Raw genomic sequence first — 22,540 nt, forward strand, 5'->3', positions numbered from 1 at the left:
ATTATTGCATTGCGTATTTTTTCTTAAATTTCTCTACACGACCTGCAGCATCTACAATTTTTTCACTGCCTGTAAAAAAAGGATGGCAATTTGAACAAATATCTACTCTTAATTCTGCTTTGTTTGACTTTGTTGTAAAAGTATTTCCACAAGCACAACTTACTTTACATTCTACATATTCTGGGTGAATTTCTTTTTTCATTAGTTTTCCTTAAAAATTAAAACAATAAGCCGTGATTATAAATTATTTAACATAAAAAAGAGATTAATTTAAGAAAAGTTAAAGCAAAATTTTTGAAGCTATAGCTATAATAGCTGTTTGACTTTTTAGAATATTAGAGCTTTTAAGAGAGATTTTCCGGTTAAGCAATAATCTCTCATCATTGTTAAATCCACCTTCAGGACCTATAAAATATAATTCTTTTTCATCGAAATGACTTTGTTGTTCTCCTTGAAAATCAACCATAATTGCATTTGGAAATTTTTGAACAAATTCTTGAGTGCTTTGGTGGATAATTAAATCCATTTTAGTATTTCTACCGCATTGTTCACAAGAAGAAATAATGATTTTTTCAAATCTTTCTAAATCGATTTTAAAATTTCTTTGTGAAAAATTTGTAAAAACCAAATGTAACTTTTTTACTCCAAGTTCATTTAAGAAAGGTAGAGTTTTTTCTAAAATTTTAATATCTATAATGGCTAAGGCTAAGTTTAATTCACTTTGTTTTATATTTTGTGATTTTTTGTTTAAAAATTTTAAAGTGCAAGAATTTCTTGTTAAATTTGTGATTGTATAGTTGTAAAGAAAATTATCTTGTAAATTTCTAAGATTTAGCTCCGAATTTTCCTTTACTCTTCTTACTTTTAAATGGTTAAAGTTTTCACCTTGAAGTTGTATAAACTCTTCTCCAGCTTGCTTGTTATACAAAAATTGCATTTTATAGATATCTTTCTATTAAAAAAGGCAAAAACAATAAAAAAATTTCAAAAGGTAAAATCAAACAACTAATCCATCTAAAAGTGGCATATTTTCTAAATCTTCTTGCTTTTTTAAAACAAATAAAGTGAAAAATTGCTAAGGCAAAAATTAAGATCCAAGAAAAAATCATTACCCAGATATTGACATTCATTTGAAATTGTTTCATTGCTGATAACAAACAACCTGTAAAAATAATCAAAGCTAAAAATAAATAATAAATTGGTAAAAATAATCGTATTCTGCGAATAAAAATGAATTCGGTTTTAAAATTTCCTTGTGTTAGTATAAGATAAAAAAGCATTAAAAAACCGCTCGCATAAAGACTATAAAGATGTAAAGCTAAAAAGAATTCGTAACTTTGATCCATTATTTTCCTTTGTTTATAAAATCAGCTAAATTTTGAATTTGTTCATCACTTAAAAAACTATGGTTTTTATCTTTTATCGTTTTTATTTTTTGTATAAAAATTTTATTGCTCAAGGTTTTAATGGCCGTGCTGTTTTTAGGTTTTAATTCCCCTTTTTCTCCATGACAAGTGGCGCATTTTTGTTTATATAAAGAGTTGATAATACTAGGATTGACTTCATGTTCATCATCTGAACTTTGTGCTTCATCATCTACAGGTAAAGGCAGGTTGGAGTCACTTAATTCTGTTTTTTCATCGTTTTGTTCTATTTGGACTACTTCTTGATCTGTATTTTGAGTCTTGGAAATATTTTTTTCATCATTAGAACAGGCAGATAAAACTAATAAAAAAAAACTTAAGGCAATTAAAATTTTAGCTTTTTGCATTAAATCTCCTTTGGATTTATAAAAATTTCTTCATTTTTTAATTTGTTATAAAAATCTATATCATTCCATTCTACTTTAATGCCATTGGAAAATTCTATGTCTTGAAGTGAAATTTTTGGCATTAACTCACTATAGGCATCTTCTCTAAAACCTTGTGCATAGCCTGTTCTTGTTTCATGAACAATGATGCTTTGTAAAGTCACTCCTTGTTCTCCATTTACCATTTTCGTTTGTTTTAATAAAGCATCTATAAGTATGAAAAATACACGACAAAAATTTTCAGCACTTACATTAACAGGCAGGCAAATCCAACGACTTGAATATTTTTTCATTTCTTCTAAATATTTTGCGTCATCATATTTAAAAAGAGTGATAGCATGATCAAAACTATCAATAATTTGGCGTATATAGGTTTTTAAAAGTCCAAAATCATAGACCATTCCAGCATTATCTAAATATTTGCTTTCAAGTAAAACTTCAACTTTGTAAGAATGTCCATGAATACTACTTTTGCAACGCTTAGAAGAACAAAATCTAACAATGTGTGCGTTTTCAAATTCAAATAATTTTCTTATAATCATACACCCTCTTTATCGTTCCAAAGACGAATATGAATTCTATCAGAATAATTATAACCATTCTTAATACAAAATTCAGCAATTTTTTGAGCATTTTTTTTAAGGTTTTGCTCATTTTCACCCATAGGCATACAAAAAATTTGATTCGGAGCTTCTTTTAGAATTTCATTGATTTCTAAAAATGAATTATCAAGGGTATTGGCATCTAAAACAAATTTATAAAAACTATCTTTTGCGTAATTTTTAAATGCTTTTAAAGCTTTAAAATTTAATCGTTTATCTTTTTTTATCCCACTATTTTGGAGTTTAACGCTTAAAGCAAAAATACATTCTTTGTAAAAAGGATATCTATCAAAATCAATTTCTATGCTTCCATTGCTTTCAAAGTGTATTTCGAATTTATTTTTTAATAACATTTGGATAAATTCTATAAATTCAGGATTTTCATAATGGATTAATGGCTCTCCACCTGTGATAACAACTATAGGATCAAAGTCTTTTTTTAATTTTATCACTCTTTTTAAAAGTTCATTAGCATTTAAAGTTTCATAACTTTCTTTAAAATCTTTTGTGAAAACAGCTCTTATCGTGTCACATCCAATGAGAGTTTTATCGTTTTTTGATATTTTTACATTAAAACCTAAACAGTTGAAATTGCAACCAGCAAAACGCATAAAAATAGCTAATTTTCCATTATATTTGCCTTCTCCTTGAATGCTTAAGAAACTTTCAACAAGTTGCAAAATTAACCTCCAGTTTGATAAAAAGCACGAGATGAGGTTTCATTATCAACAACACTCCATTTATTTTTTTCTGGTTTATTTCTTAATACTTCTTGTAATATTTCTACAGCGGCTTTAATATCACCTTTTCGAACCGCTTCTTTTATGCTTAATGCTTCATCAAAATAAAGGCAAGGTATTAACAAGCCTTCAGCACTTAAGCGTATGCGATTGCAAGAATCGCAAAATTCATGGCTATGAGGATCTATAATTCCAAATTCATAATCATCTGCCTTGTAAATACTCACAGGTGCTTTTTCATCTTTTTTTATAAGTTGAATTTGATATTTTTGACTCAAAATTTGTATAATTTCATCTCTTTTTAATCCTTGTAATTTACCATAAGCATGAGTATTTTCCATAAATTCTATAAAGCGAATTTGAGCTTTTTTTGATTTTGCAAATTCCAAAAGAGATATCAGTTCATCATCGTTTAAATTTTTAAGAGCTACAGTATTAAGTTTTACTTTCAAATCTAGATTTAAAGCTTCATCAATTCCAGATAAAACACTATCTAATACATCTTTTTGCGCAAGAGTTTTTGCTTTTTTGTGATCTAGGGTATCAAGTGAAATATTAAGTCGTTTAAGTCCAGCATTTTTTAGGTCTTTAGCAAAGTCTTTTAGTAAAAATCCATTTGTAGTTATAGCAAGGTCAATATCGCTTTTATAATCGCTAATCATTTTTATAAAAATACTTAAATCTTTTCTTAATAAAGGTTCTCCACCTGTTATACGGATTTTTTCAATTCCTTCGTCTATAGCTGCTTTAACAAATAAAAAAAGTTCTTCGAAGCTTAATAAATTTTCTTTTGGCTGATAATCGAAAGGAATTTTTGGCATACAATAAAGGCAGCGAAAGTTACATCTTTGTGTAACTGAAATTCTAAGATAATTTATCTTTCTACCGAATTGATCTATAAGCATTTATTTTCCATTCTATTTTATTAATTTCTTAAATTTTAAGACAAGTTCTACATTTCCAGTGCCAATGCGTAAATCTTTAGCGATTTGTTCTATGCTTTTTCCTTCTTTGAAAAGATTTTCTATTTTTTGTTCTTCTGTATCGTAATTTGGCGTAAGTTTAGCCATGCTTTGTGCTTTTTGTTCTAAATTTAAAAGACGATTTTGTTGTTCATTTTGAAAATCTTCTATGATATGTTCCATAGTTTTTAGTGTTCTTAAAACAGGAGTGATTTTTGAACTGATTTGTTTATCAAGTTCAATCATAATTTCTTCTTTTAAAAGAGAGGTTTTATAGTCTTCATCCTCTTCGCTATCATCTTTAACTCCTAATTCTTTACGAAAATAATGAAGTTCTTTGGTAATATCTTCTATCACATTTTGAAGTTTTGCTATTTTTGCATTATTTTCTCTTTCTTTGATATTCATATAGGCTAGCATTGCAATTAAAAGCACAATTATAAAAACTAAATAAAGTACATCATCACTCATTCTTGGCCTTTCTTATTTCTTATCATATTTCTTTGAATTTCAACAACAAAAGCATCAAAAGCCATTTTGTCTTCAGGCTTAATTTTGATAATTTTTGCCAATGTTTGACTTTGAGCTTTGATAAAAATAGCTATTTTTTGATTATTTAAATCAAATCTTAAATAATATTCTTTATCTTCTTCTAAAATAGTATCCAAAAAATTTAGATATTCAAAATTCAAAGATTCTACTACCCCTTTTTGCTTAAGTGGTATAAGTTCTTTATTTTTATCTAAAGAATTTTCAAGCCTTAAAATATCTTCTTTTAGACTTAAAAGAAGATCAAAAATAATTTTTTCACCCTCGTCAAAATCAATGCGTAAAGCAAGTTTTTTCCATTTTAAAATTTGAGAAATTGCTCCAAGTTTTAGGTATTCTCCAAGAAAACGGTTATTTTCTATTTCACAACATTCTAAATGAGCTTCAAATCCTGCTTTAAAAAGTGCTAATTCCATAATAAATCAATCCAAATAAAAATAAAAAAGATAATACTTAAATAACCATTTAGAGTAAAAAATGCTCTATCAATATGAGCAAAATTCTTGTGAACAATTTTATGTTCCAAGGCTAAAATAATACCGCTTATAATTACCCCAATAAGTGCTATTTTTCCAAGTGCTACACCCCAAACTTCCCACACAAAAAGAAGCCAAAATAATACCGCTAAAATATGGCAAAAAGCTGATATAAATAAAGTAGCCTTTGAACCAAATTTAGCAGGAATAGAGTGAAGTCCTATTTTTTTATCATACTCCATATCTTGTAAAGAATAAAGCAGATCAAACCCAGCTGTCCAAAAAGTTACACCTAAACATAAAATAACGCTATAAATGTGAATTTCACCCATAATTATAACACTTCCTGCAATAGGCGCAAGTCCTAAACAAAATCCTAAAACTAAATGTGCTAAAGAACTAAAGCGCTTAAAAGCTGAATAAATAGCCAATACCAAAAGCACAGGAAAAGACAAATAAAAGGCCAAGGTATTAATAAAATAAGAACATGATATAAAAATAAGTGCATTAATAATGATAAAAATCCATACGCTTTTTCTACCTATTTTTCCACTGACATTAGGGCGATTTGCACAACGAGGATTATCCTTATCTATATCTTCATCCATTAAACGATTTGTAGCCATGGCAAAATTTCTTGCACTTACCGCACAAATAATGCCTAAAATCAACGCCTTAAAACCAAACCAAGCAGTGTCATTTGCAAGTTTTGATGCTACAATCATAGAGGAAAATAAAAAAGGCAAAGCAAAAATAGAATGCTTAAATACTACAAGTTCTAAAATATCTTTAAATTTTATCCAGAATGTGTTCATTTTTCTACTTTAAAATATTTTTTGCTATGATTTTACTAAAATTTTTATAAATTTTAGGATAAATATTAAAATGTTTTTTGAAATAGCATTAATAGGAACAACTGCGAGTGGAAAAACATACATAGCCAATACTTTAGCAAGAGAATTTAATGCTGTTGTTTTAAGTCTTGATAGTCTTTGTGTTTATAAAGAGATTAATATAGCAAGTGCCAAGCCTTCACAAGATGATCTTGCGAGTATAAAATACTTTGGGGTAAATTTATTGAGCGTGAATGAACATTTTAATGTTGAGTTATTCATAAGAGAATATCAAAAAGCAAAAGAATTTGCTTTAGCTAGAAATTTACCTCTAATTATAGTAGGTGGAACTGGATTTTATTTAAAAACTATGATAGATGGTTTAAGTGAAAAAACCTTAGAGTCAAAGAGTTCTTTAAATAACGATGAAATTTATGCTCTTTTATTAAATATTGATCCAAACTATAAAATAGAAAAAAATGATACTTATAGATTAAAAAAATGGCTGGGTATTTATGAACAAACAAGAGAAATTCCTAGTGAATTTTTAAAAAGAACACAAAAAACTGGAGTGCTTAAAGATATAGAAATTTATGAGCTTGCGTGGGATAAAGAAATTTTAAAAAAACGTATTAAAACTAGAACAAAAGAAATGCTTGATAATGGACTTTTAGATGAAGCAAAAATTCTTTTTTCTAAATTTGATCATAAACTTAAAGCATTAAATTCTATAGGTTTGAAAGAGTGTAAAGAATATTTAGATGGAGAAATTTCCTTTAAAGAGCTTGAAAATTTAATCACGATACATACTACACAACTTGCCAAAAGACAAAGAACTTTTAATAAAAAATTTCAAAGTAAAGCCTTGGAATTTGATAAAGCTTTAGCTACTTTAAGAATGAAATTTTCAATCGAAAAATAAATGTTCTATTAGAATTTTTACTCCTAGTATAATTAAAACCAATCCGCCTAAAAGTTCAGCTTTATTTTTAAGATAAATTCCAAATTTATTCCCTATTTTTAGAGCAATGATACATAAAATGAAGGTGATAATACCTATTAAAAATATAGCTAATAATAAATTTACATTTAAAAATGCAAAACTCACACCAACTGCTAGTGCATCGATACTCGTAGCAATTGCTAAAGCTAGCATGGTTTTAAAGCCAAATTGATTGGCATTACTATCGCAATTTTCATTTTCCAATGACTCTTTGATCATTTTTAATCCTATTAAAGAAAGTAAAATAAAAGCTATCCAATGATCAATACTCGCAATAAAAGATGCAAAAGTTATGCCTATAAAATAACCAATAGTTGGCATCAAAGCTTGAAATCCACCAAAATAAATTCCAACAATAAGATAATGTTTTAAATGTAGTTTTTTAACACTAAAACCTTTACATAGTGATACAGCAAAAGCATCCATTCCTAAAGCACAGGATAAAAAAATAAGACTATAAAAATCCATAATAAATCCTAAAATTTTATAAAAAATTGAAGATGAAATTATAATTAAACAAAGATAAAAATCACATAATTTTGATATATTTAATTAAATTTTAAGAAATAAATATATATAATTCAATTTCATTTTTATTTTTTACTCCTTAAAAGTGGCCCATTCGTCTAGCGGTTAGGACATCGCCCTTTCACGGCGGTAACACGAGTTCGAGTCTCGTATGGGTCACCACTTTTTAATTTTTCTTTTAAAATAACAATTTTTTCATTTTTTCTATTGAAATTTAATAAATATTAATAATTTATTTTGTAGAATACGAATAGCTTTTGATATAAGTCTATTATAGACTTATATCAAGGCTGGGCATTATTGAGCTGGTGTTTGCTCTTTTGTTTTTTTGTGAGTTTTAGCTTCATGTTTTTTATCAGCTTTAGCTTTTGAATGATGAGCTTTTGTATGTGTTTGATTCACATCGCTTGGAGTATTAGCTGCAAAAACATTAGCTGCGAAAGCACCTAGTAATGCTGAGATTAGTACAACTTTTTTCATATTTTCCTCCTTATGAATAATTTTTAGTTGCAAATTAATTGTAATTATTAAAAATCAACAAATAGATATTTTTGTAAAAATATTTCAAAAAAATATAATTTTTTATAATATATTTAAATTATTATTAAAATATATTATAAATGTATCTTATTTTATTTAGGTTAAATAAATAGAAATTTTACCCACTAAGCTTTTAAGATATTTTTACTCTTTTTAATATTATTATGGTAATATTTTCAATATCAAACTAAAAATAAAGGAGAAATTATGTTTGAATTAAGAAAATTACTTTATGATACCAATGCTTTTGGTGATTTTTTGAGTGCTGAAACTTTTAGCTATCATCATGGAAAACATCACAATACTTATGTTACAAATCTAAATAATCTTATTAAAGATACTGAATTTGCAGGTAAAGATCTTGTAAGTATTATCAAAACTTCAAATGGGGGCGTATTTAATAACGCAGCTCAAGTTTATAATCATGATTTTTATTTTGATTGCATTAAGCCAAGTACAGGCTGTGGCTGTGGCGGTTCATGTCAAAGTATAGATGCTAATTTACAAGCGGCACTAGAAAAAGAATTTGGATCTTTAGAAAATTTCAAAGCTGAATTTATCAAAGGTGCTACAGGAGTTTTTGGTTCAGGATGGTTTTGGTTAGTTTATAATACTAAAAATCAAAAACTAGAATTTGTAGGTACTTCAAACGCAGCTACACCAATTACTGAAGATAAAGTTCCTTTACTTGTTGTAGATGTTTGGGAACATGCTTATTATGTAGATCATCGCAATGCGCGCCCTGCTTATTTAGAAAAATTCTATGCTCATATTAACTGGGAATTTGTTGCAAAAGCTTACGAATGGGCTTTAAAAGAAGGCATGGGATCAGTTAGCTTTTATGCAAATGAACTTCACCCTGTAAAATAACTTTAATCTTTTTTGTGCTAGAATGGATTTTGACATTAAGTCAACATTCTACACAAAAAGGGACAAAAATGGATAATTCTTTATCTGCATATACTCAAAAATATGACAAAGAAGGTTATGGACTTCAATATCCTGATGGTCATGTTATAAGATTTTACGAGAGAATCTTAAAATACAAACTAAGCAAAACAAGTGGAAAATTACTTGATTTTGGTTGCGGAAATGGAGTGCATTCTAAGTATTTTAAAAATATAACCGGGGGGGGTATAGAGCCTTATGGCATTGATATAGTTCCTAGTTTAAAAAAAGTTTGGGAAAAAGATCCTTGCTTAGATTCTAAAAATTTTCACATCATATCTCCTAATTCTAGCTTTAAAAAACTCTTCAATACAAAAATGGATTTTATATTTGCAAATCAAAGCTTATATTATCTTACAAAACAAGCTTTTAAAGAAGCTGTGCAAGAATTTTATGAACTATGCAATGAAGGAGCTATTATATTTGCAACCATGATGAGCGATAAAGGCTATAGTATGTATGAAAGAGGAGAACTTATGGATAATGGCTTGCGTGAAGTAAAAGGATGTCCAAGTGGTAGATTGAGTGGTTCTTCATATATACGCTTTACTAAAGACATAGAAGAATTAAAAGAAGATTTTAAACCTTTTAAACCTTTATTTTGGGGAGATTATGAATTAATTAATCTGTATAATTTTGAAGGCAGTGTGGAGCACTTTATTTATATAGGACAAAAGTAAGTGCTCTAGCACTTACTCTCCTAAGCTTGGAGTCATTTCGATAATCTTCCAAGGAAGTCCTTGAGAATTCAGTTCTTCCATAAAAGGCTTAGCGTCAAATTCTTCCATATTAAACACGCCTTTTCCTTGCCAAATCCCTTTAGCGATTAATTTCGTACCTATCATAGCAGGAACACCTGTAGTATAGCTCACAGCTTGTGCACCAGTTTCTTTATAACATTCTTCATGATTGCAAACATTATAAATATAAACTTGCTTGTCTTTTCCATCTTTTTTACCACGAATCACACAACCTATATTGGTATAACCTTTAGTGCGTGGTCCCAAACTTGCAGGATCAGGAAGTAAGGTTTTTAGAAATTCTATAGGAATGATTTCTTTTCCTTGGTGCATCACAGGTTTAATCCCTAACATTCCAACATTTTCAAGACATTTCATATGAGTTAAATAACTTTGTCCAAAGGTCATAAAAAAGCGTATTCTTTTTAAACCTTTGATATTTTTTACCAAACTCTCAAGTTCTTCGTGATAAAGCAAATAGCTATCTTTCACACCTACTTCTGGATAATCCCACTCCATTTTTATTTCCATAGGCTGCGTTTCTATCCACTTGCCATTTTCCCAATAACGCCCTTTAGCAGAAACCTCACGCAGGTTGATTTCAGGGTTAAAATTGGTCGCAAAAGCATAGCCATGATCACCTGCATTGCAGTCTAAAATATCTATATAAGAAATTTCATCAAATAAATTTTGCTGTGCATAAGCACAAAAAACATTAGTTACACCAGGATCAAATCCACTTCCTAAAAGTCCTAAAATTCCTGCTTGTTTAAACTCATCATTTCTCGCCCATTGCTCTTTGTATTCAAATTTAGCTAAATCAGGATGTTCATAATTTGCCGTATCTACATAATCAATTCTTGCTTTTATACAAGCATCCATTAAACTCAAATCTTGATAAGGCAAAGCCACATTGAGTAAAATTTGTGCTTCTGTTTTCTTGATAAGTTCTACAACTGCATTGCTATCATCAGCATCAATTTGTGCCGTTTCAATTTGAACCCCTAAACGCTCTTTGATAAAAGCAGCGATTTCATCACATTTGCTTTTTGTTCTACTAGCTAAAGTGATTTTACTAAAAGTATCAGAATTCATTGCACATTTTACAGTAGTCACACGACTTACCCCACCTGCGCCTATGATTAAAAGATTTTTCATTCCTATCCTTCAAAAATTTTTTTGATTTTATCAAATTTAAACTAAAAATTGATAATATCAAAACTTATTTTCTCTTCTAAATCATAACTTGAACTCACCAAAATAAAAAAAATTATATTTTTATAAAGTAATTTTAGCCTACAAAAAGCCCCTAAAAATTCTTTTTGTAAAATTTTAGCCTCAAAGCGATTTCCTATTTTAAGCTCTGCATAACCAAAAATATAATTTTTTGAAGCTATCCAAGCAAAAAATTCATCTTCTAAATCAAGTTTTTCTTCTATGATATTTAAATCAGGTAAAATTTGTGCACTTTTAAAATCAGGTTTAAAATAAAGTTCTTTAGGATTTGCATGAGCTAAAATTTTTCCTTTTTCTAAAAAAGCGATTTGATCAGACATGCAATAAGCATCTTCAATATCATGAGTTACCATAATAGCCGTAATGCCTTGATTTTCTATCATTTTTTTCAATTCTCTTCTTAAATCCTGTTTTAAATTTTGATCCAAATTAGAAAAAGGTTCATCTAAAAGCAAAAGCTGACATCCTCTTGCTATAGCTCTAGCAAAAGCCACTCTTTGCGCTTGCCCTCCTGAAATTTCATCGATTTTTTTATATCTTAAATCTTCAATTTCAAAAGTTTTAAGCAAATGATTTAAAATTTGATTTTTATCTTTTTTATCGTAAAGTGCAAAAAGTATGTTTTTCTCAACATTTAAATGAGGAAATAAAGCATAATTTTGAAACATCAAAGCCACTTCACCTTTGCAAGAAAACAAATCATAAGAACTAGCTTGTTCAAGCTTAGCAATAATCCTTAAAAGCGTGCTTTTTCCACTTCCACTACCTCCTAAAATGCTTAAAAATTCTCCTTCTTTGACATGAAGATTGATATTTTCTAAAGCTTGTATTTTTTCAAAATTTTTAGATAAATTTTTAATTTCTAACATCATCTTTCCTTGTGATTTTATCCATCCAAACAACAACCATTAAAGAAAGAAAAACGATAAACAAGGAAGGCAAAGCTGCATCATAAATTCTTTCATCACTTGCAAACCAGAAAGCTTTAACACTTAAAGTTTCAAAGCCAAAAGGCGCTAAAATTCTACTTAAAGGAAGTTCTTTAATCGTATCAATAAAAACAATAATAAAAGCCAAAAATAAAAAATGTTTCATTAAAGGTGTGTGAATTTTAAAAAATAAAATAAAATAACTCGCTCTTAAATTTAAACTTGCCTCATCAATATTTAGATGAATTTTACTATATCCTCCTTCTAAAGAATAAATTGCACTCGCTAAAAAACGAATTATATAAGCAAAAACAAGAACAAGTAAAGAATTTCCCAATAAACTCATGTGAAAAAATTTATCCAAAAATACAAAAAGCACTATAATGCTAATCCCTAAAGCAGCAGCAGGTATAGAATAACCCAAAGAACTTATTTTTAAAATAAATAAATTAAAAAAATGATTTTTAACTATCCTAGAGCTAAACATCAAAAAATAAGCTAAAAAAGTGGTAATTAAAGCAGTGATTAAAGCTAAGATTATAGTTTGAAAACTGATAATATAAAATTGCGATTCAAAAAGCTTATGATCTTTTAGCCCCCAATAAACTAGCCAAATAAAAGGTAAAATAAAACCTACAAAAGCAATCATAAAACAATAAATACAGGATAGAATTTGTTTAATAGGATTTAATTTTCTTTTTTTGATAAAAAGAGCTAAATTTTGATTAAAACTATAATGATGTTTATTTTTATAATAATAATCCACATACATAATCAAAAATACAAAAAGCATTAAAATACCCGATAAAACACTAGAAGAATAAGAATCATTCAAATCATACCAGAGTTTAAAAATTCCAGCCGAAAAAGTATCCACTCCCAAATAAGCACTTGCACCATAATCACTCAAAGTTTCCATTAAAACCAATAAAGCTCCAGAAAAAATGGCAGGTTTTGCACTCAAAAGTGCCACGCGTGTAAAAATTCTAAATTCAGAATATTTCATGATTTTAGCTACTTCATAAGCCTCTTTAGCTTCACTTTTAAAAGCTGTTTTAGCAAATAAATAAATATAAGGATATAAAGAAATAGCCAAAACAAAAATAACACCATAATGATTGAAAAAATCCATCCTAAAGCCAAAATTTTCGTGAAAAAATCCTTGAAAATCCATAATTCCCACATAAACAAAGGCTAAAATATAAGCAGGTATGGCTAAGGGTAAAATGAGTAATTTTTCTAAAATTTTACAGAAATAAAAATCATAATTTGCAATCAAATAAGCAGAACTCACACCCAAAATCAAGCTTAAACACAATACTCCCATGCTAATTATAAAAGTATCTTTGATGAATTTTAAAAATAAATAATCAAAAAAATGACTCAAATTTTCTTTAATAGATGAAAATTGGGTTAAATCACTTGTATTAAAATTTTGAAATAAAATATAAAAAAGTTCAGCAAAAATACCAAAAATAGGTAAAGCAAGAAAAAGGGCAAGTAAAATTGCCCCGAGTTTATAGTATTTTAAGGTTTTATACATTATCTAAAACCGACTTCATCGTAAATTTTAACCGCTTCTTTAATATTTTCTGCTATCTTACTCACAGGGATTTGATCTTCTTTGAAAGTTCCAAAATCTTTTACCGTTTGGCTTAATTCTACATCATTTCTTATAGGAAATTCATAATTACTATCAGTAAGAATTTTTTGAATTTCAGGACTTAACATAAATTCCATAAATTTTTTAGCCGCATCTTGATTTTTACTTGATTTTGTCATAGCAATACCGCTAATGTTAATATGCGTTCCTCTATTGTCTTGATTAGGAAAAATAATACCCAAAGAATTGCCCACTTCTACATCTTTTGGATTTTTAGAATTCTTTAAAAGCCCTATATAATAAGTATTCATAACTGCAAATTTAGCTTCGCCTGCAAATACTTGTCTGGCTTGATCTCTATCTCCACCCTTTGGATTTGTCGCAAGATTTTCAAGCACACCTTTAGCCCATGCTTTAGCCTCTTTATTTCCATCATTAGCTATAATAGATGCTAAAAGAGTTTTGCTATAAGGAGCTGTAGCACTTCTCATAACAATTTCTCCTTTAAATTCAGCTTTTGCTAAATCTTCATAATTTTTCATTTTGCTAATATCGATATTTGCGTTTTTGTTGTAAGCAATAATTCTTGCTCTTTTTGTAATCGCAAACCACTCTTTATCCTTATCTCTTAAATGAGCAGGTATAAATTCTTCTAAATATTTTGATGAAACAGGGGATAAAAGTCCTAAATTTTTAGCTTCTGTAAGATTTGAAATATCAGCTGTGATGAAAATATCAGCAGGGGAATTACTTCCTTCAAGAGAAAGTCTTTTAATAAGTTCTGAAGCTTTAGCTTGAGTATGATTGACCTTAATACCTGTTTTTTCTTCGAATTTTTTTATGATTTCAAAATCAGCATCATAATGTCTTGCTGAGTAAATATTAAGCTCACTAGCACCTAAAAATGAAAAAGCCGTTAAAAACATAAGAAAGATTTTTTTCATATTTTATCCTTTATTGAGAATTATACTCGGTTTTATTAAGATCTTTAAAATCGGTATGAGAATGTTCAGAGCAAGCAAAAGCAAAGCCAAAGCACAGTAAAAATAAAATTATTTTTTTCATAGGCATTAATTCCTTTTTATATATTTTGATAAGAAATATTAATATTAAAAAGTAAATATAAAGTAACTTAATAATTTTATAACTGATAAATATTTTCATTTTATTATAATAAATTTTGATAATAATTATAAATAATTAAATTTTAATATAAATATTTAAGAGTATTTTTATATATAAAATATTAATATTCAATATCAAAAATAAACCACTAAGAAAGTAACAATAATAATGAAATTTTATACTATTTTAAGCATTCTATTTATAAGCTTTATGTTGAGCGCTTGTGCTGTTTTGCAAAAATCATCTCCACTTCAAGAAAATAAAGATTTTTATATACTTGATACGCATACTCAAAAAAAGATTTCTTTTGAAGATATGATTTTAGAATTGCTAAAAGCAGATGTGATACTGCTTGGCGAAAAACACGATGAGGTTAAACATAAGATAAGTCAAGTTATGATTTTTAATGCCTTAGAAGGAAATTTAAGTTCTCAAAATATAAACTTTGATGTAGCTTTAGAAATGTTAGCAAGCACAGAGCAAAATCACTTAGATAAAGCTTTTAAAAATAAAAAAACCATTAAAGCCAATGAACTTACTAATGCATTAAATTGGGATAAGATCTGGAAATGGAAAGATTATGAGCAATTTGTCAATGTGGTTTTTTATTCAAAGTCAAAAATATTGGGTGTAAATCTTTCACGCTCAGAAATTACAAGTATTTATAATGGGGCTCAGCCCTTAAAGGGTTATGTTTCAACCACAAATGAAGTAAAAAAACAACTTTTTGACATTATATCCTTAAGCCATAAGCTAAATCCTGAAGAAAATAAAGAATTACTAGATAAATTGGTGGAAATTCAACAATTCAAAGACAGGCGTATGGCTGATGTATTGGTTCATCATGTAAATAAAGTTTTATTGCTAGCTGGAAGCTATCATACAAGTAAAAAAATAGGAATTCCTTTACATATACAAGATTTTAAAAGCAGTAAAAAAATAGTTGTAGTGAATTTAAGCTATGGAGAAATAGATTTAAAAGACAGTGATTATGTTTTGATTTATAAGGGGGAGGAATGAAAAAATTAAGTTTATTTTGTGCTGTAGGTTTATGTTTTGCTAGTTTTGCTTTTTCTGAAGAATTAGAATTTGATAGTCTTGAAATTTCAGGTTCAAAAATCAAAAACGATGAAAAACCTTTTGTAACTTCTGGAGCAACAAGCACAAGAGAGGGTATAGGTTCAGATACACAAAGTATAGATTCTATAGTGCGTAGTATACCTGGAACCTACACAAACACAGATCAAGCTCAAGGTACAGTTCAAGTAAATATTCGTGGTATGAGTGGTTTTGGGCGTGTTAATACCATGATTGACGGTGTTACTCAAACTTTTTATGGTAGTGCATCAGATGATCCAGCTAGATTTCATTCACAAACGGGAACTTCAGCTTTTGGAGCTGTTATTGATACAAATTTCTTAATCGGAGTTGATGTTACAAGGGGAACTTTTGAAGGAGTAGGTGGAGCAAATGCCTTGATGGGATCAGCAAATTTTAAGACCATAGGTATAAATGATATTGTACATGATGGCAATATCTTTGGATTTTTAGGACGATTTTCTTATGGAAGCAATGGAATCGGACCAAGTTATATGAGTGCAGTGGCTGGAAAGACTGAACTTGAAAATAATGGATATGTGGGCGCGCTTTTTGGTTATAGCGCAAAGAGAATTACTCAAAATTACACTGTAGGCGGGGGTGGCAAGATAGGTAGTAGTATGGTTGATACTGATGGAGATGGTATAGCTGATACCAATATCGCTCCTTTTGATCCAGATTTTTTAACCCAAAAACCAAACTCTCAACTTTTTAAACTTGAATATGTCCCAAATTCTTTTACAAACACTATATTTTCTTATCGTAGATATCAAAACGAACTTGCCGGTAGAAAAATACACAATGACAATTATCAACTTGATTTTTGGCACAACCCTAATGAGTGGCTTAATGTAAATACGCTTATTGCCTACAATCAAGGCATACAAACCTATGGATCAAAATCTACTTTTGCGGCAAACGATGCCATAGCTAACACAAAGGCAAAAAATACTGCCACTACTTTTGATATAAGTGATACTTTAGAGGGTGAATGGCATGGATTTAATCTAAACACACGCTTTGGAGCAAATATTTTGCTTAATGATTATAAAAATACCTTAAATACATCAATTCAAGGAGTAAATTCTATACCTTTTCAGCCTCGTGGAAAACAAAATCTTTTTACTTATTATCTTGATAATAGTCTAAATTATGGTATCTTTACACTTGATACTAATGTGAATCTTTTAGATTGGAATATCAAAGGACACAGACCTGCTTGCGATGAAGTAAATTTTATGTGTTTTCCAAAAGCGGCGACAGATATAGATAAAAATGGACTTCGCCTGAATGCTTCTGTCATGCTTTCAGCTGCCATACACGAGCTTTTTACACCCTTTGTAAGTTTTGCGAGAACAAATAGAGCCCCTAATGTGCAAGAAATGTTTTTCTCAAATAACGAAGGCAATGGTATCAATCCTTTCTTAAAACCAGAACAAGCCAATACTTGGCAAATAGGTTTTAATTCTTTTAAACATGGACTTTTAAAAGATGATGATCGCTTTGGTTTTAAAGCCGTGTATTATCATACAAAAATAAAAGATTATATTTATAATGAACAATTTTATCTTGAAGATCCAAGTAAAATTCCTCCAAGCTCGCAATTTTATATGCACTTAAATTCAGCTGATGATACTATATTTAAGGGTGTGGAGTTAGAATTAAGCTATGACTTGGGTTTTGCTTATGCTAAAGCTATGTATTCAAGACAAGATACAAGTTCGACTATTTCTCAAACTTCAGGACCTCTTCTTGGCTCTTTTTCGGCAAGTAAAATCATGGAGCTTCCAAAAGATTATGCAAATGTAGAGCTTGGCTTTAGGCTAAATGACAAAATAAGCTTTGGTGGTATAGCAAAATACACAGGCAAAGCAAAAAGGGTAAATCCAAATACAGATGATTGGAATAAGGATCCAAACAATCCTTATTATCCTAAACCAACCACACAAGACTTACCAAAAATTCCTATTATAGTAGATTTATATTGGAATATAGAATGGTTTAAAAACCTCACAATGAGAGCAGAGGTGCAAAATTTATTTGATAAAAACTACATGGATGCCTTAAATGCTTATAATTCCTTAGATAATCAGCTTCAATATAATGGAGCAGGTGATCCTATCTATCTTTTTAGCAATTCTGCTCGTGGTCGCACCTTTGTAGTAAGTTTTGAATATAAATATTAAGGAATATACAAATGTTAAAAAAATGTTTTTATTTTGTTTTTTTATTGTTAAATTTAAATGCAGAAGCAAATGCAACAGATACAAATTTATCTTTTGATTCTTCTAAGATAGAAACCAAAGCACCTAAAATAGAGCTTTCTCTTTCTAGTCTTTATCAAAATGCTGATGAGGTGGTAAAAGGTGTTATTTATATATTGGTTTTATTTTCCATTTTAGCATGGGCAGTTTTTATTTCTAAGCTTATGCAATTTTATTTTATGAAAAAAAATCTAGACTTGTCTATACAAAAGATAAAAGAATTAAAAAATCTCAATGAATTAGATCAGACAAAAGATTTTGCAGGTGTTTTATCTTTAGAAATTCAAGATGAGCTTGAAAAAAGTGAATATAAAAATGATCACATAAAAGAGCGTATAGAATTGCGTTTGCAAAATACCATCTCAAAGCAAATCACAGCAAGCAAAAATGGCTTGAGTTTGCTTGCGAGCATAGGTGCTAGCGCACCTTTTATAGGGCTTTTTGGAACAGTTTGGGGAATTATGAATGCATTTATAGGTATAGCAAATCTTGGCAATGCTTCTTTGGCAGTCGTTGCGCCTGGTATAGCTGAAGCCTTGTTTGCTACAGCTTTTGGCTTGATAGCTGCTATCCCTGCGGTGCTTTTTTATAATTATCTTACAAGAAAAAATTTAAAACTTATGCACCATTTAGATGAGCTTGCAAATTTTGTCTATATACTTTTTCATAGGAGTTATTTTAATGATAAAAACTGAAATGGCTCACAAAGAAGAGGAGTTAAGTGAGATCAATATAACTCCTTTTATAGATATTATGCTTGTATTATTGATTGTTTTTATGGCTGTTACTCCTCTTATCACAAGTTCTATCAAAATAGAATTACCCAAGAGTTCGCAGCAAGCAGAGGATAAGCTTAAAAATCCCATCATACTTTATTTAAATACTGATAATACTTTGGCTATTAATGATGATAAATTAAGCCTAGAAAATCTTTCAAGTGCTTTAGATATAAAAACCAAAGGCAATAAAGAAGAAATTATTTATTTTCATATCGATAAAAGTGTAAAGTATGAAGATATTATGCAAGTAATGCAAAAATTAAAAGAGAATGGCTATGGAAAAATAGCTCTTTCAAGTAAAAAGATGGATTAGTATGAAGTCTAGTGTGATTTTTGGGTTTGTGTTAAGTTTGATATTGCATACTTTAGTATTAATGTTTTTCCTTTTTTCTTTTTATACTCAAGAAAAATCAAGTGGTGTTGATTTTAAACAAGGAGCGGAATTTACTTCCATTATGATGGTATCAGAGCTTCCTATCGGGGAATTAAAAGAAGTTTCGATTGATCAAAAAAAGAGTAATTCTCAAGATAAAAACAAAAAACAAGATGAAAGAATAAGTCTTAATTCTCAAGATAAAAATGCTGTATTAAAAGTTCAAAAAAAGATTGAAAAGCAAGATGAAAACCAAGCTCAAAAAGAAATAGCTAATGCAAGTGAAAATTCAAAATTTAAAAATGAATCGCTCAGTGCTCCGCTACAAAGTAATGAAGATAAAACACAAACTATAGTAAGTGGCAATGCCAAAGAACAAGTTAAAAGCTATCAAGCTTTGCTTATGGCTCATTTGACTAAATTTAAAAAATATCCTCAAGAAGCGATAATGCAAAAACAAGAAGGCGTTGTAAGAATTCGCGTAAGCATTGATGAAAGCGGAAATGTCTTAAGCAAAGAGCTTAAAAAATCTTGCCCTTATGCAGCGCTCAATGATGAAGCTTTAAGTTTATTTAAAAGAGCTTCTCCATTGCCAAAACCGCCTAAAGAAATGTTAAAAAATGGTGATAAAATCAGTTTTGTTATGCCTATTGATTACAATATTAAAGACTATTTAGGTAAAAAATAAACTTTTCATTAAAAAAAGTTTATTAGAATTTTTATTTTAAAGGTGATGATTATGTTCTCTTCGTTTTTTAAAAGTAAAAAATGGGCTTTATGGGCTTATTTGGGACTTTTTTTACTGTTATTTTTCTTATATATACAAACAAGCTTAAATGTTGCGATCAATTCATGGTATAGTGATTTTTACAATGTTTTACAAAAGCCAAAAATAGAACTTTTGGATTCTAATTCTACGCAAAAAATAGAAGAAAATCTTGAAAATAATGCCACTTTAATCCAAGAGGCTAATCAAAGAGCTGAGCAAAATTTCCAAAAAGCTAATTTTATCAATAAAGGCGCATTGTATTATTATCAAAATTTATTAGAATATTTTTTCAACTCTAGGGCTATGATTGAAAAGCCAAATTATTCAGCAAGTGATTTTTATGCTTTGATTTTAGTTTTTTTGGCTATTGCTATTCCTTATGTTTTAATCGCTACAATTAATATCTATTTTGCTAGCGTCTATGCTTTTAAGTGGCGTGAGGCTATGACTTTTTCTTATTTAAAATTTTGGAAAAATAAAGATGATAATATAGAAGGAAGTTCGCAAAGAATTCAAGAAGATACTTATAATTTTTCTAAAATCGTAGAGAGTTTAGGACTTAGTTTTATAAAAGCTTTGATGACCCTTGTAGCATTTATTCCGATTTTATGGAGTTTAAGTGATGTTGTGAGTAAAGCTTTATTTGCAAATTTAAGCGAAAATTCTTTTTTTTATTTTTTAAAAAACATTGATGGTTTGCTTGTTTATATTGCACTTTTGATTTCTTTAGGAGGCTTGGTTGTGTCATGGTTTGTAGGTATTAAGCTTCCTGGACTTGAATATAACAATCAAAAAGCTGAAGCAGCTTTTAGAAAAGAGCTTGTTTATGCTGAGGATAATCGCAAAGAATACGCTAAAAATGAGACTATGATAGAGCTTTTTACAGGGCTTAAATTTAACTATAAAAGACTTTTTTTACATTATGGATATTTTAATATTTGGCTCATTTTATTTGAGCAAATGATAGTTATAGTGCCATTTTTAATCATGGCACCAGGGCTTTTTGCTGGAGCTATAGGACTTGGTATTGTAATGCAGATTAATAATGCATTTGATCAAGTGCGAAGCTCTTTTAGTGTTTTTATCACAAACTGGACAACTATCACTCAACTTAGAAGTATATATAAGCGTTTAAAAGAATTTGAGAAAAATATTTCTTATAAGCCTTAGTTTTTTCTTATAAAATACAAGAAAAAATTCAAATATTAAATTTACTTTTAATTGTGTATAATAAGGTTTAATAATATTTTATTTCTTAAGGAGCTTCATTGGACCCCAGTCAGGTTTTGGATTTAAACCAAACTTCTACAGCATCTTTTGATGCAGGATATTCTATGCTTATGGTTGTTGTTGCACTTGCTCTAGTGTTTTTAAATGGTTTTTTTGTTTTGTCTGAATTTAGTATTGTTAAAGTACGTCGTTCCAAGCTTGAAGAGATGGTAAAAGAAAAAAAAGCTGGTGCCAAGAAAGCTTTGGAGGTTACTTCAAGGCTTGATACGTATCTTAGTGCTTGTCAATTAGGAATTACTTTAAGTTCTCTAGCTCTTGGTTGGATAGGTGAGCCTGCTATTGCAAAAATGCTAGAAATTCCGCTTATTAATCTTGGTTTTAGCACTGTTATTATCCATACTATAGCTTTCATTATTGCTTTTAGCATTATTACTCTTTTACATGTGGTTTTAGGAGAACTTGTGCCAAAAAGTATAGCTATTGCAGTTGCAGATAAAGCGGTTTTATTTATAGCTAGACCGCTTCATTGGTTTTGGATGCTCTTTTTGCCTTGTATTAAAATTTTCGATTTTTTAGCAGCTATAAGTTTGAAACTTTTTGGAATAAAACCTGCTAAAGAAAGCGAGCTAACTCATAGCGAAGAAGAAATTAAAATCATAGCAAGTGAGAGTCAAAAAGGTGGAGTTTTAGATGAATTTGAAACAGAGATCATACGCAATGCTGTTGATTTTTCAGATACTGTTGCTAAAGAGATTATGACTCCTAGAAAAGATATGATTTGTCTAAATAAACAAAAAAGTTACGAAGAAAATATGCAAATCATTTGTGAGCATAAACATACTCGCTTTCCTTATATTGATGGTTCTAAAGATACTATTTTAGGTATGATACACATACGAGATATAATACAAAATGAATTAAACCATAAAAGTCAAAATTTAGATACTTTTGTGAAACCTTTGATTTTGGTTCCTGAAAATATCAGCATTTCAAAAGTACTTGTAATGATGAATAAAGAACGCTCTCATACTGCATTAGTAGTTGATGAGTATGGTGGAACTGCTGGAATTTTAACCATGGAAGATATCATGGAAGAAATTATTGGCGAAATTAAAAGCGAGCATGAAGAAGACAGCTATAAAAAACTTGCTGAAAATATCTATGAATTTCAAGGACGATGCGATATAGAAACTGTTGAAGAAATGCTTGTAATAAACTATGATGAGGATTTAGAACAAGTTACTATAGGTGGTTATGTATTTAATCTTTTAGGACGCTTGCCTATGGTAGGAGATCGCATTGAAGATGAACTTTGTTACTATGAAGTTAAAAAAATGGATGGGAATTCTATAGAGCGTGTTAAGGTGGTTAAAAAAACAAATAAAGATGAAGAATAAGCCTCT

27 protein-coding genes and 1 tRNA gene are annotated in these 22,540 nt (G+C 29.1%); 11 read left to right on the plus strand and 17 right to left on the minus strand.

Annotation, left to right across the window (positions count from 1 at the left end; translation table 11 throughout):
• Position 1: 1 nt before the first annotated feature.
• The 10 genes from rpmE to mqnP all read right to left on the minus strand — a co-directional run bounded on the left by rpmE (position 2) and on the right by mqnP (position 5,954).
• The gene (gene rpmE / locus FBF22_RS00775) at positions 2-202 is read right to left on the minus strand and encodes a 50S ribosomal protein L31 (protein WP_002851603.1); all 201 of its coding nucleotides are present in this window, start codon (positions 200-202) and stop codon (positions 2-4) included.
• A gap of 78 nt (positions 203-280) precedes the next feature.
• Positions 281-937, minus strand: coding sequence for a 16S rRNA (uracil(1498)-N(3))-methyltransferase (locus FBF22_RS00780; RefSeq protein ID WP_002869760.1), 657 nt, complete (start codon positions 935-937; stop codon positions 281-283).
• Between the two features lies 1 nt (position 938).
• The gene (locus tag FBF22_RS00785; RefSeq protein ID WP_002885291.1) at positions 939-1,346 is read right to left on the minus strand and encodes a membrane protein; all 408 of its coding nucleotides are present in this window, start codon (positions 1,344-1,346) and stop codon (positions 939-941) included.
• A complete protein-coding gene (locus tag FBF22_RS00790) occupies positions 1,346-1,771 on the minus strand; it encodes a cytochrome c (protein ID WP_002867930.1) in 426 nt (141 codons plus the stop codon). The genes FBF22_RS00785 and FBF22_RS00790 overlap by 1 nt, the downstream gene beginning before the upstream one ends.
• Positions 1,771-2,352, minus strand: a complete 582-nt coding sequence (locus FBF22_RS00795) for a 6-carboxytetrahydropterin synthase (RefSeq protein ID WP_002851757.1) — start codon at positions 2,350-2,352, stop codon at positions 1,771-1,773. The genes FBF22_RS00790 and FBF22_RS00795 overlap by 1 nt, the downstream gene beginning before the upstream one ends.
• Positions 2,349-3,092: a 7-carboxy-7-deazaguanine synthase QueE gene (locus tag FBF22_RS00800; protein WP_002851883.1), complete on the minus strand. Its 744-nt coding sequence runs from the start codon at positions 3,090-3,092 to the stop codon at positions 2,349-2,351. The genes FBF22_RS00795 and FBF22_RS00800 overlap by 4 nt, the downstream gene beginning before the upstream one ends.
• A gap of 2 nt (positions 3,093-3,094) precedes the next feature.
• Positions 3,095-4,057, minus strand: coding sequence for a GTP 3',8-cyclase MoaA (gene moaA, locus FBF22_RS00805; RefSeq protein WP_002868437.1), 963 nt, complete (start codon positions 4,055-4,057; stop codon positions 3,095-3,097).
• 12 nt (positions 4,058-4,069) lie between these two features.
• Positions 4,070-4,585, minus strand: coding sequence for a hypothetical protein (locus tag FBF22_RS00810; protein WP_002851715.1), 516 nt, complete (start codon positions 4,583-4,585; stop codon positions 4,070-4,072).
• On the minus strand, positions 4,582-5,079 hold the full coding sequence (locus FBF22_RS00815; RefSeq protein ID WP_002872897.1) for a hypothetical protein: 498 nt from the start codon (positions 5,077-5,079) through the stop codon (positions 4,582-4,584). Before FBF22_RS00815 ends, FBF22_RS00810 begins: the two co-directional genes overlap by 4 nt.
• Positions 5,070-5,954: a menaquinone biosynthesis prenyltransferase MqnP gene (gene mqnP / locus FBF22_RS00820; RefSeq protein WP_002859371.1), complete on the minus strand. Its 885-nt coding sequence runs from the start codon at positions 5,952-5,954 to the stop codon at positions 5,070-5,072. The genes FBF22_RS00815 and mqnP overlap by 10 nt, the downstream gene beginning before the upstream one ends.
• 70 nt (positions 5,955-6,024) lie before the next feature.
• Between mqnP and miaA the strand changes: the two genes are divergently transcribed.
• Complete coding sequence (gene miaA, locus FBF22_RS00825; protein WP_002851982.1) at positions 6,025-6,894, plus strand: tRNA (adenosine(37)-N6)-dimethylallyltransferase MiaA; 870 nt, start codon at positions 6,025-6,027, stop codon at positions 6,892-6,894.
• Here the strand turns inward: miaA and FBF22_RS00830 are convergent.
• On the minus strand, positions 6,880-7,443 hold the full coding sequence (locus FBF22_RS00830) for a manganese efflux pump MntP family protein (RefSeq protein ID WP_002851996.1): 564 nt from the start codon (positions 7,441-7,443) through the stop codon (positions 6,880-6,882). The genes miaA and FBF22_RS00830 overlap by 15 nt on opposite strands.
• Positions 7,444-7,590: 147 nt before the next feature.
• Between FBF22_RS00830 and FBF22_RS00835 the strand changes: the two genes are divergently transcribed.
• A tRNA-Glu gene (locus tag FBF22_RS00835) sits at positions 7,591-7,665 on the plus strand.
• Between the two features lie 135 nt (positions 7,666-7,800).
• On the opposite strand, the gene FBF22_RS00840 is transcribed toward FBF22_RS00835, so the two are convergent.
• A complete protein-coding gene (locus FBF22_RS00840) occupies positions 7,801-7,983 on the minus strand; it encodes a hypothetical protein (RefSeq protein WP_002851904.1) in 183 nt (60 codons plus the stop codon).
• Positions 7,984-8,250: 267 nt separating this feature from the next.
• On the opposite strand from FBF22_RS00840, the gene sodB reads away from it, so the two are divergent.
• Positions 8,251-8,913 (plus strand): superoxide dismutase [Fe], encoded by a 663-nt coding sequence (gene sodB / locus FBF22_RS00845; RefSeq protein WP_002885854.1) that lies wholly within the window; start codon positions 8,251-8,253, stop codon positions 8,911-8,913.
• A 68-nt stretch (positions 8,914-8,981) separates the two neighbouring features.
• A complete protein-coding gene (locus FBF22_RS00850; protein WP_002881173.1) occupies positions 8,982-9,671 on the plus strand; it encodes a class I SAM-dependent methyltransferase in 690 nt (229 codons plus the stop codon).
• A 12-nt stretch (positions 9,672-9,683) separates the two neighbouring features.
• On the opposite strand, the gene FBF22_RS00855 is transcribed toward FBF22_RS00850, so the two are convergent.
• The 5 genes from FBF22_RS00855 to FBF22_RS00875 are packed head-to-tail and all read right to left on the minus strand — an operon-like array spanning position 9,684 to position 14,570.
• Positions 9,684-10,889 (minus strand): saccharopine dehydrogenase family protein, encoded by a 1,206-nt coding sequence (locus tag FBF22_RS00855; RefSeq protein WP_002869054.1) that lies wholly within the window; start codon positions 10,887-10,889, stop codon positions 9,684-9,686.
• 41 nt (positions 10,890-10,930) lie between these two features.
• On the minus strand, positions 10,931-11,839 hold the full coding sequence (locus FBF22_RS00860) for an ABC transporter ATP-binding protein (RefSeq protein ID WP_079269907.1): 909 nt from the start codon (positions 11,837-11,839) through the stop codon (positions 10,931-10,933).
• Entirely contained in the window at positions 11,823-13,439 is a 1,617-nt protein-coding gene (locus FBF22_RS00865; RefSeq protein WP_002885649.1) for an iron ABC transporter permease, read from the minus strand. The genes FBF22_RS00860 and FBF22_RS00865 overlap by 17 nt, the downstream gene beginning before the upstream one ends.
• On the minus strand, positions 13,439-14,443 hold the full coding sequence (locus tag FBF22_RS00870; RefSeq protein WP_002873946.1) for an extracellular solute-binding protein: 1,005 nt from the start codon (positions 14,441-14,443) through the stop codon (positions 13,439-13,441). The genes FBF22_RS00865 and FBF22_RS00870 overlap by 1 nt, the downstream gene beginning before the upstream one ends.
• Before the next feature lie 10 nt (positions 14,444-14,453).
• A complete protein-coding gene (locus FBF22_RS00875; protein WP_002860993.1) occupies positions 14,454-14,570 on the minus strand; it encodes a hypothetical protein in 117 nt (38 codons plus the stop codon).
• A gap of 222 nt (positions 14,571-14,792) precedes the next feature.
• Here FBF22_RS00875 and FBF22_RS00880 point away from each other — a divergent pair, with 222 nt between their 5' ends.
• The 7 genes from FBF22_RS00880 (at position 14,793) to FBF22_RS00910 (ending at position 22,534) form a co-directional block, all read left to right on the plus strand.
• The gene (locus tag FBF22_RS00880; RefSeq protein ID WP_002886402.1) at positions 14,793-15,644 is read left to right on the plus strand and encodes a ChaN family lipoprotein; all 852 of its coding nucleotides are present in this window, start codon (positions 14,793-14,795) and stop codon (positions 15,642-15,644) included.
• Positions 15,641-17,908 carry a TonB-dependent receptor gene (locus FBF22_RS00885; RefSeq protein WP_002886404.1) on the plus strand — a complete coding sequence of 756 codons (2,268 nt, stop codon included), beginning with the start codon at positions 15,641-15,643 and terminating at the stop codon, positions 17,906-17,908. The genes FBF22_RS00880 and FBF22_RS00885 overlap by 4 nt, the downstream gene beginning before the upstream one ends.
• A gap of 11 nt (positions 17,909-17,919) precedes the next feature.
• On the plus strand, positions 17,920-18,681 hold the full coding sequence (locus tag FBF22_RS00890) for a MotA/TolQ/ExbB proton channel family protein (protein WP_165433275.1): 762 nt from the start codon (positions 17,920-17,922) through the stop codon (positions 18,679-18,681).
• Positions 18,668-19,078, plus strand: a complete 411-nt coding sequence (locus FBF22_RS00895; RefSeq protein WP_002851714.1) for a biopolymer transporter ExbD — start codon at positions 18,668-18,670, stop codon at positions 19,076-19,078. Before FBF22_RS00890 ends, FBF22_RS00895 begins: the two co-directional genes overlap by 14 nt.
• A 1-nt stretch (position 19,079) precedes the next feature.
• Complete coding sequence (locus FBF22_RS00900; RefSeq protein WP_002867104.1) at positions 19,080-19,826, plus strand: energy transducer TonB; 747 nt, start codon at positions 19,080-19,082, stop codon at positions 19,824-19,826.
• A 45-nt stretch (positions 19,827-19,871) separates the two neighbouring features.
• Positions 19,872-21,077, plus strand: a complete 1,206-nt coding sequence (locus tag FBF22_RS00905; protein ID WP_079264533.1) for a putative transporter — start codon at positions 19,872-19,874, stop codon at positions 21,075-21,077.
• Positions 21,078-21,175: 98 nt separating this feature from the next.
• A complete protein-coding gene (locus tag FBF22_RS00910; protein WP_002869507.1) occupies positions 21,176-22,534 on the plus strand; it encodes a hemolysin family protein in 1,359 nt (452 codons plus the stop codon).
• Positions 22,535-22,540: the final 6 nt, after the last annotated feature.

It is taken from the genome of Campylobacter sp. CFSAN093260, from assembly GCF_012890095.1.
Lineage (GTDB): Bacteria > Campylobacterota > Campylobacteria > Campylobacterales > Campylobacteraceae > Campylobacter_D > Campylobacter_D jejuni.

Excerpts from the sequence above, each read along its gene's own strand:
- rpmE (WP_002851603.1), bottom strand. The coding sequence starts at position 202 with ATGAAAAAAGAAATTCACCCAGAATATGTAGAATGTAAAGTAAGTTGT.
- FBF22_RS00780 (WP_002869760.1), bottom strand. The coding sequence starts at position 937 with ATGCAATTTTTGTATAACAAGCAAGCTGGAGAAGAGTTTATACAACTT.
- FBF22_RS00785 (WP_002885291.1), bottom strand. The coding sequence starts at position 1,346 with ATGGATCAAAGTTACGAATTCTTTTTAGCTTTACATCTTTATAGTCTT.
- FBF22_RS00790 (WP_002867930.1), bottom strand. The coding sequence starts at position 1,771 with ATGCAAAAAGCTAAAATTTTAATTGCCTTAAGTTTTTTTTTATTAGTT.
- FBF22_RS00795 (WP_002851757.1), bottom strand. The coding sequence starts at position 2,352 with ATGATTATAAGAAAATTATTTGAATTTGAAAACGCACACATTGTTAGA.
- moaA (WP_002868437.1), bottom strand. The coding sequence starts at position 4,057 with ATGCTTATAGATCAATTCGGTAGAAAGATAAATTATCTTAGAATTTCA.
- FBF22_RS00810 (WP_002851715.1), bottom strand. The coding sequence starts at position 4,585 with ATGAGTGATGATGTACTTTATTTAGTTTTTATAATTGTGCTTTTAATT.
- FBF22_RS00815 (WP_002872897.1), bottom strand. The coding sequence starts at position 5,079 with ATGGAATTAGCACTTTTTAAAGCAGGATTTGAAGCTCATTTAGAATGT.
- mqnP (WP_002859371.1), bottom strand. The coding sequence starts at position 5,954 with ATGAACACATTCTGGATAAAATTTAAAGATATTTTAGAACTTGTAGTA.
- miaA (WP_002851982.1), top strand. The coding sequence starts at position 6,025 with ATGTTTTTTGAAATAGCATTAATAGGAACAACTGCGAGTGGAAAAACA.
- FBF22_RS00830 (WP_002851996.1), bottom strand. The coding sequence starts at position 7,443 with ATGGATTTTTATAGTCTTATTTTTTTATCCTGTGCTTTAGGAATGGAT.
- FBF22_RS00840 (WP_002851904.1), bottom strand. The coding sequence starts at position 7,983 with ATGAAAAAAGTTGTACTAATCTCAGCATTACTAGGTGCTTTCGCAGCT.
- sodB (WP_002885854.1), top strand. The coding sequence starts at position 8,251 with ATGTTTGAATTAAGAAAATTACTTTATGATACCAATGCTTTTGGTGAT.
- FBF22_RS00850 (WP_002881173.1), top strand. The coding sequence starts at position 8,982 with ATGGATAATTCTTTATCTGCATATACTCAAAAATATGACAAAGAAGGT.
- FBF22_RS00855 (WP_002869054.1), bottom strand. The coding sequence starts at position 10,889 with ATGAAAAATCTTTTAATCATAGGCGCAGGTGGGGTAAGTCGTGTGACT.
- FBF22_RS00860 (WP_079269907.1), bottom strand. The coding sequence starts at position 11,839 with ATGATGTTAGAAATTAAAAATTTATCTAAAAATTTTGAAAAAATACAA.
- FBF22_RS00865 (WP_002885649.1), bottom strand. The coding sequence starts at position 13,439 with ATGTATAAAACCTTAAAATACTATAAACTCGGGGCAATTTTACTTGCC.
- FBF22_RS00870 (WP_002873946.1), bottom strand. The coding sequence starts at position 14,443 with ATGAAAAAAATCTTTCTTATGTTTTTAACGGCTTTTTCATTTTTAGGT.
- FBF22_RS00875 (WP_002860993.1), bottom strand. The coding sequence starts at position 14,570 with ATGCCTATGAAAAAAATAATTTTATTTTTACTGTGCTTTGGCTTTGCT.
- FBF22_RS00880 (WP_002886402.1), top strand. The coding sequence starts at position 14,793 with ATGAAATTTTATACTATTTTAAGCATTCTATTTATAAGCTTTATGTTG.
- FBF22_RS00885 (WP_002886404.1), top strand. The coding sequence starts at position 15,641 with ATGAAAAAATTAAGTTTATTTTGTGCTGTAGGTTTATGTTTTGCTAGT.
- FBF22_RS00890 (WP_165433275.1), top strand. The coding sequence starts at position 17,920 with ATGTTAAAAAAATGTTTTTATTTTGTTTTTTTATTGTTAAATTTAAAT.
- FBF22_RS00895 (WP_002851714.1), top strand. The coding sequence starts at position 18,668 with ATGATAAAAACTGAAATGGCTCACAAAGAAGAGGAGTTAAGTGAGATC.
- FBF22_RS00900 (WP_002867104.1), top strand. The coding sequence starts at position 19,080 with ATGAAGTCTAGTGTGATTTTTGGGTTTGTGTTAAGTTTGATATTGCAT.
- FBF22_RS00905 (WP_079264533.1), top strand. The coding sequence starts at position 19,872 with ATGATTATGTTCTCTTCGTTTTTTAAAAGTAAAAAATGGGCTTTATGG.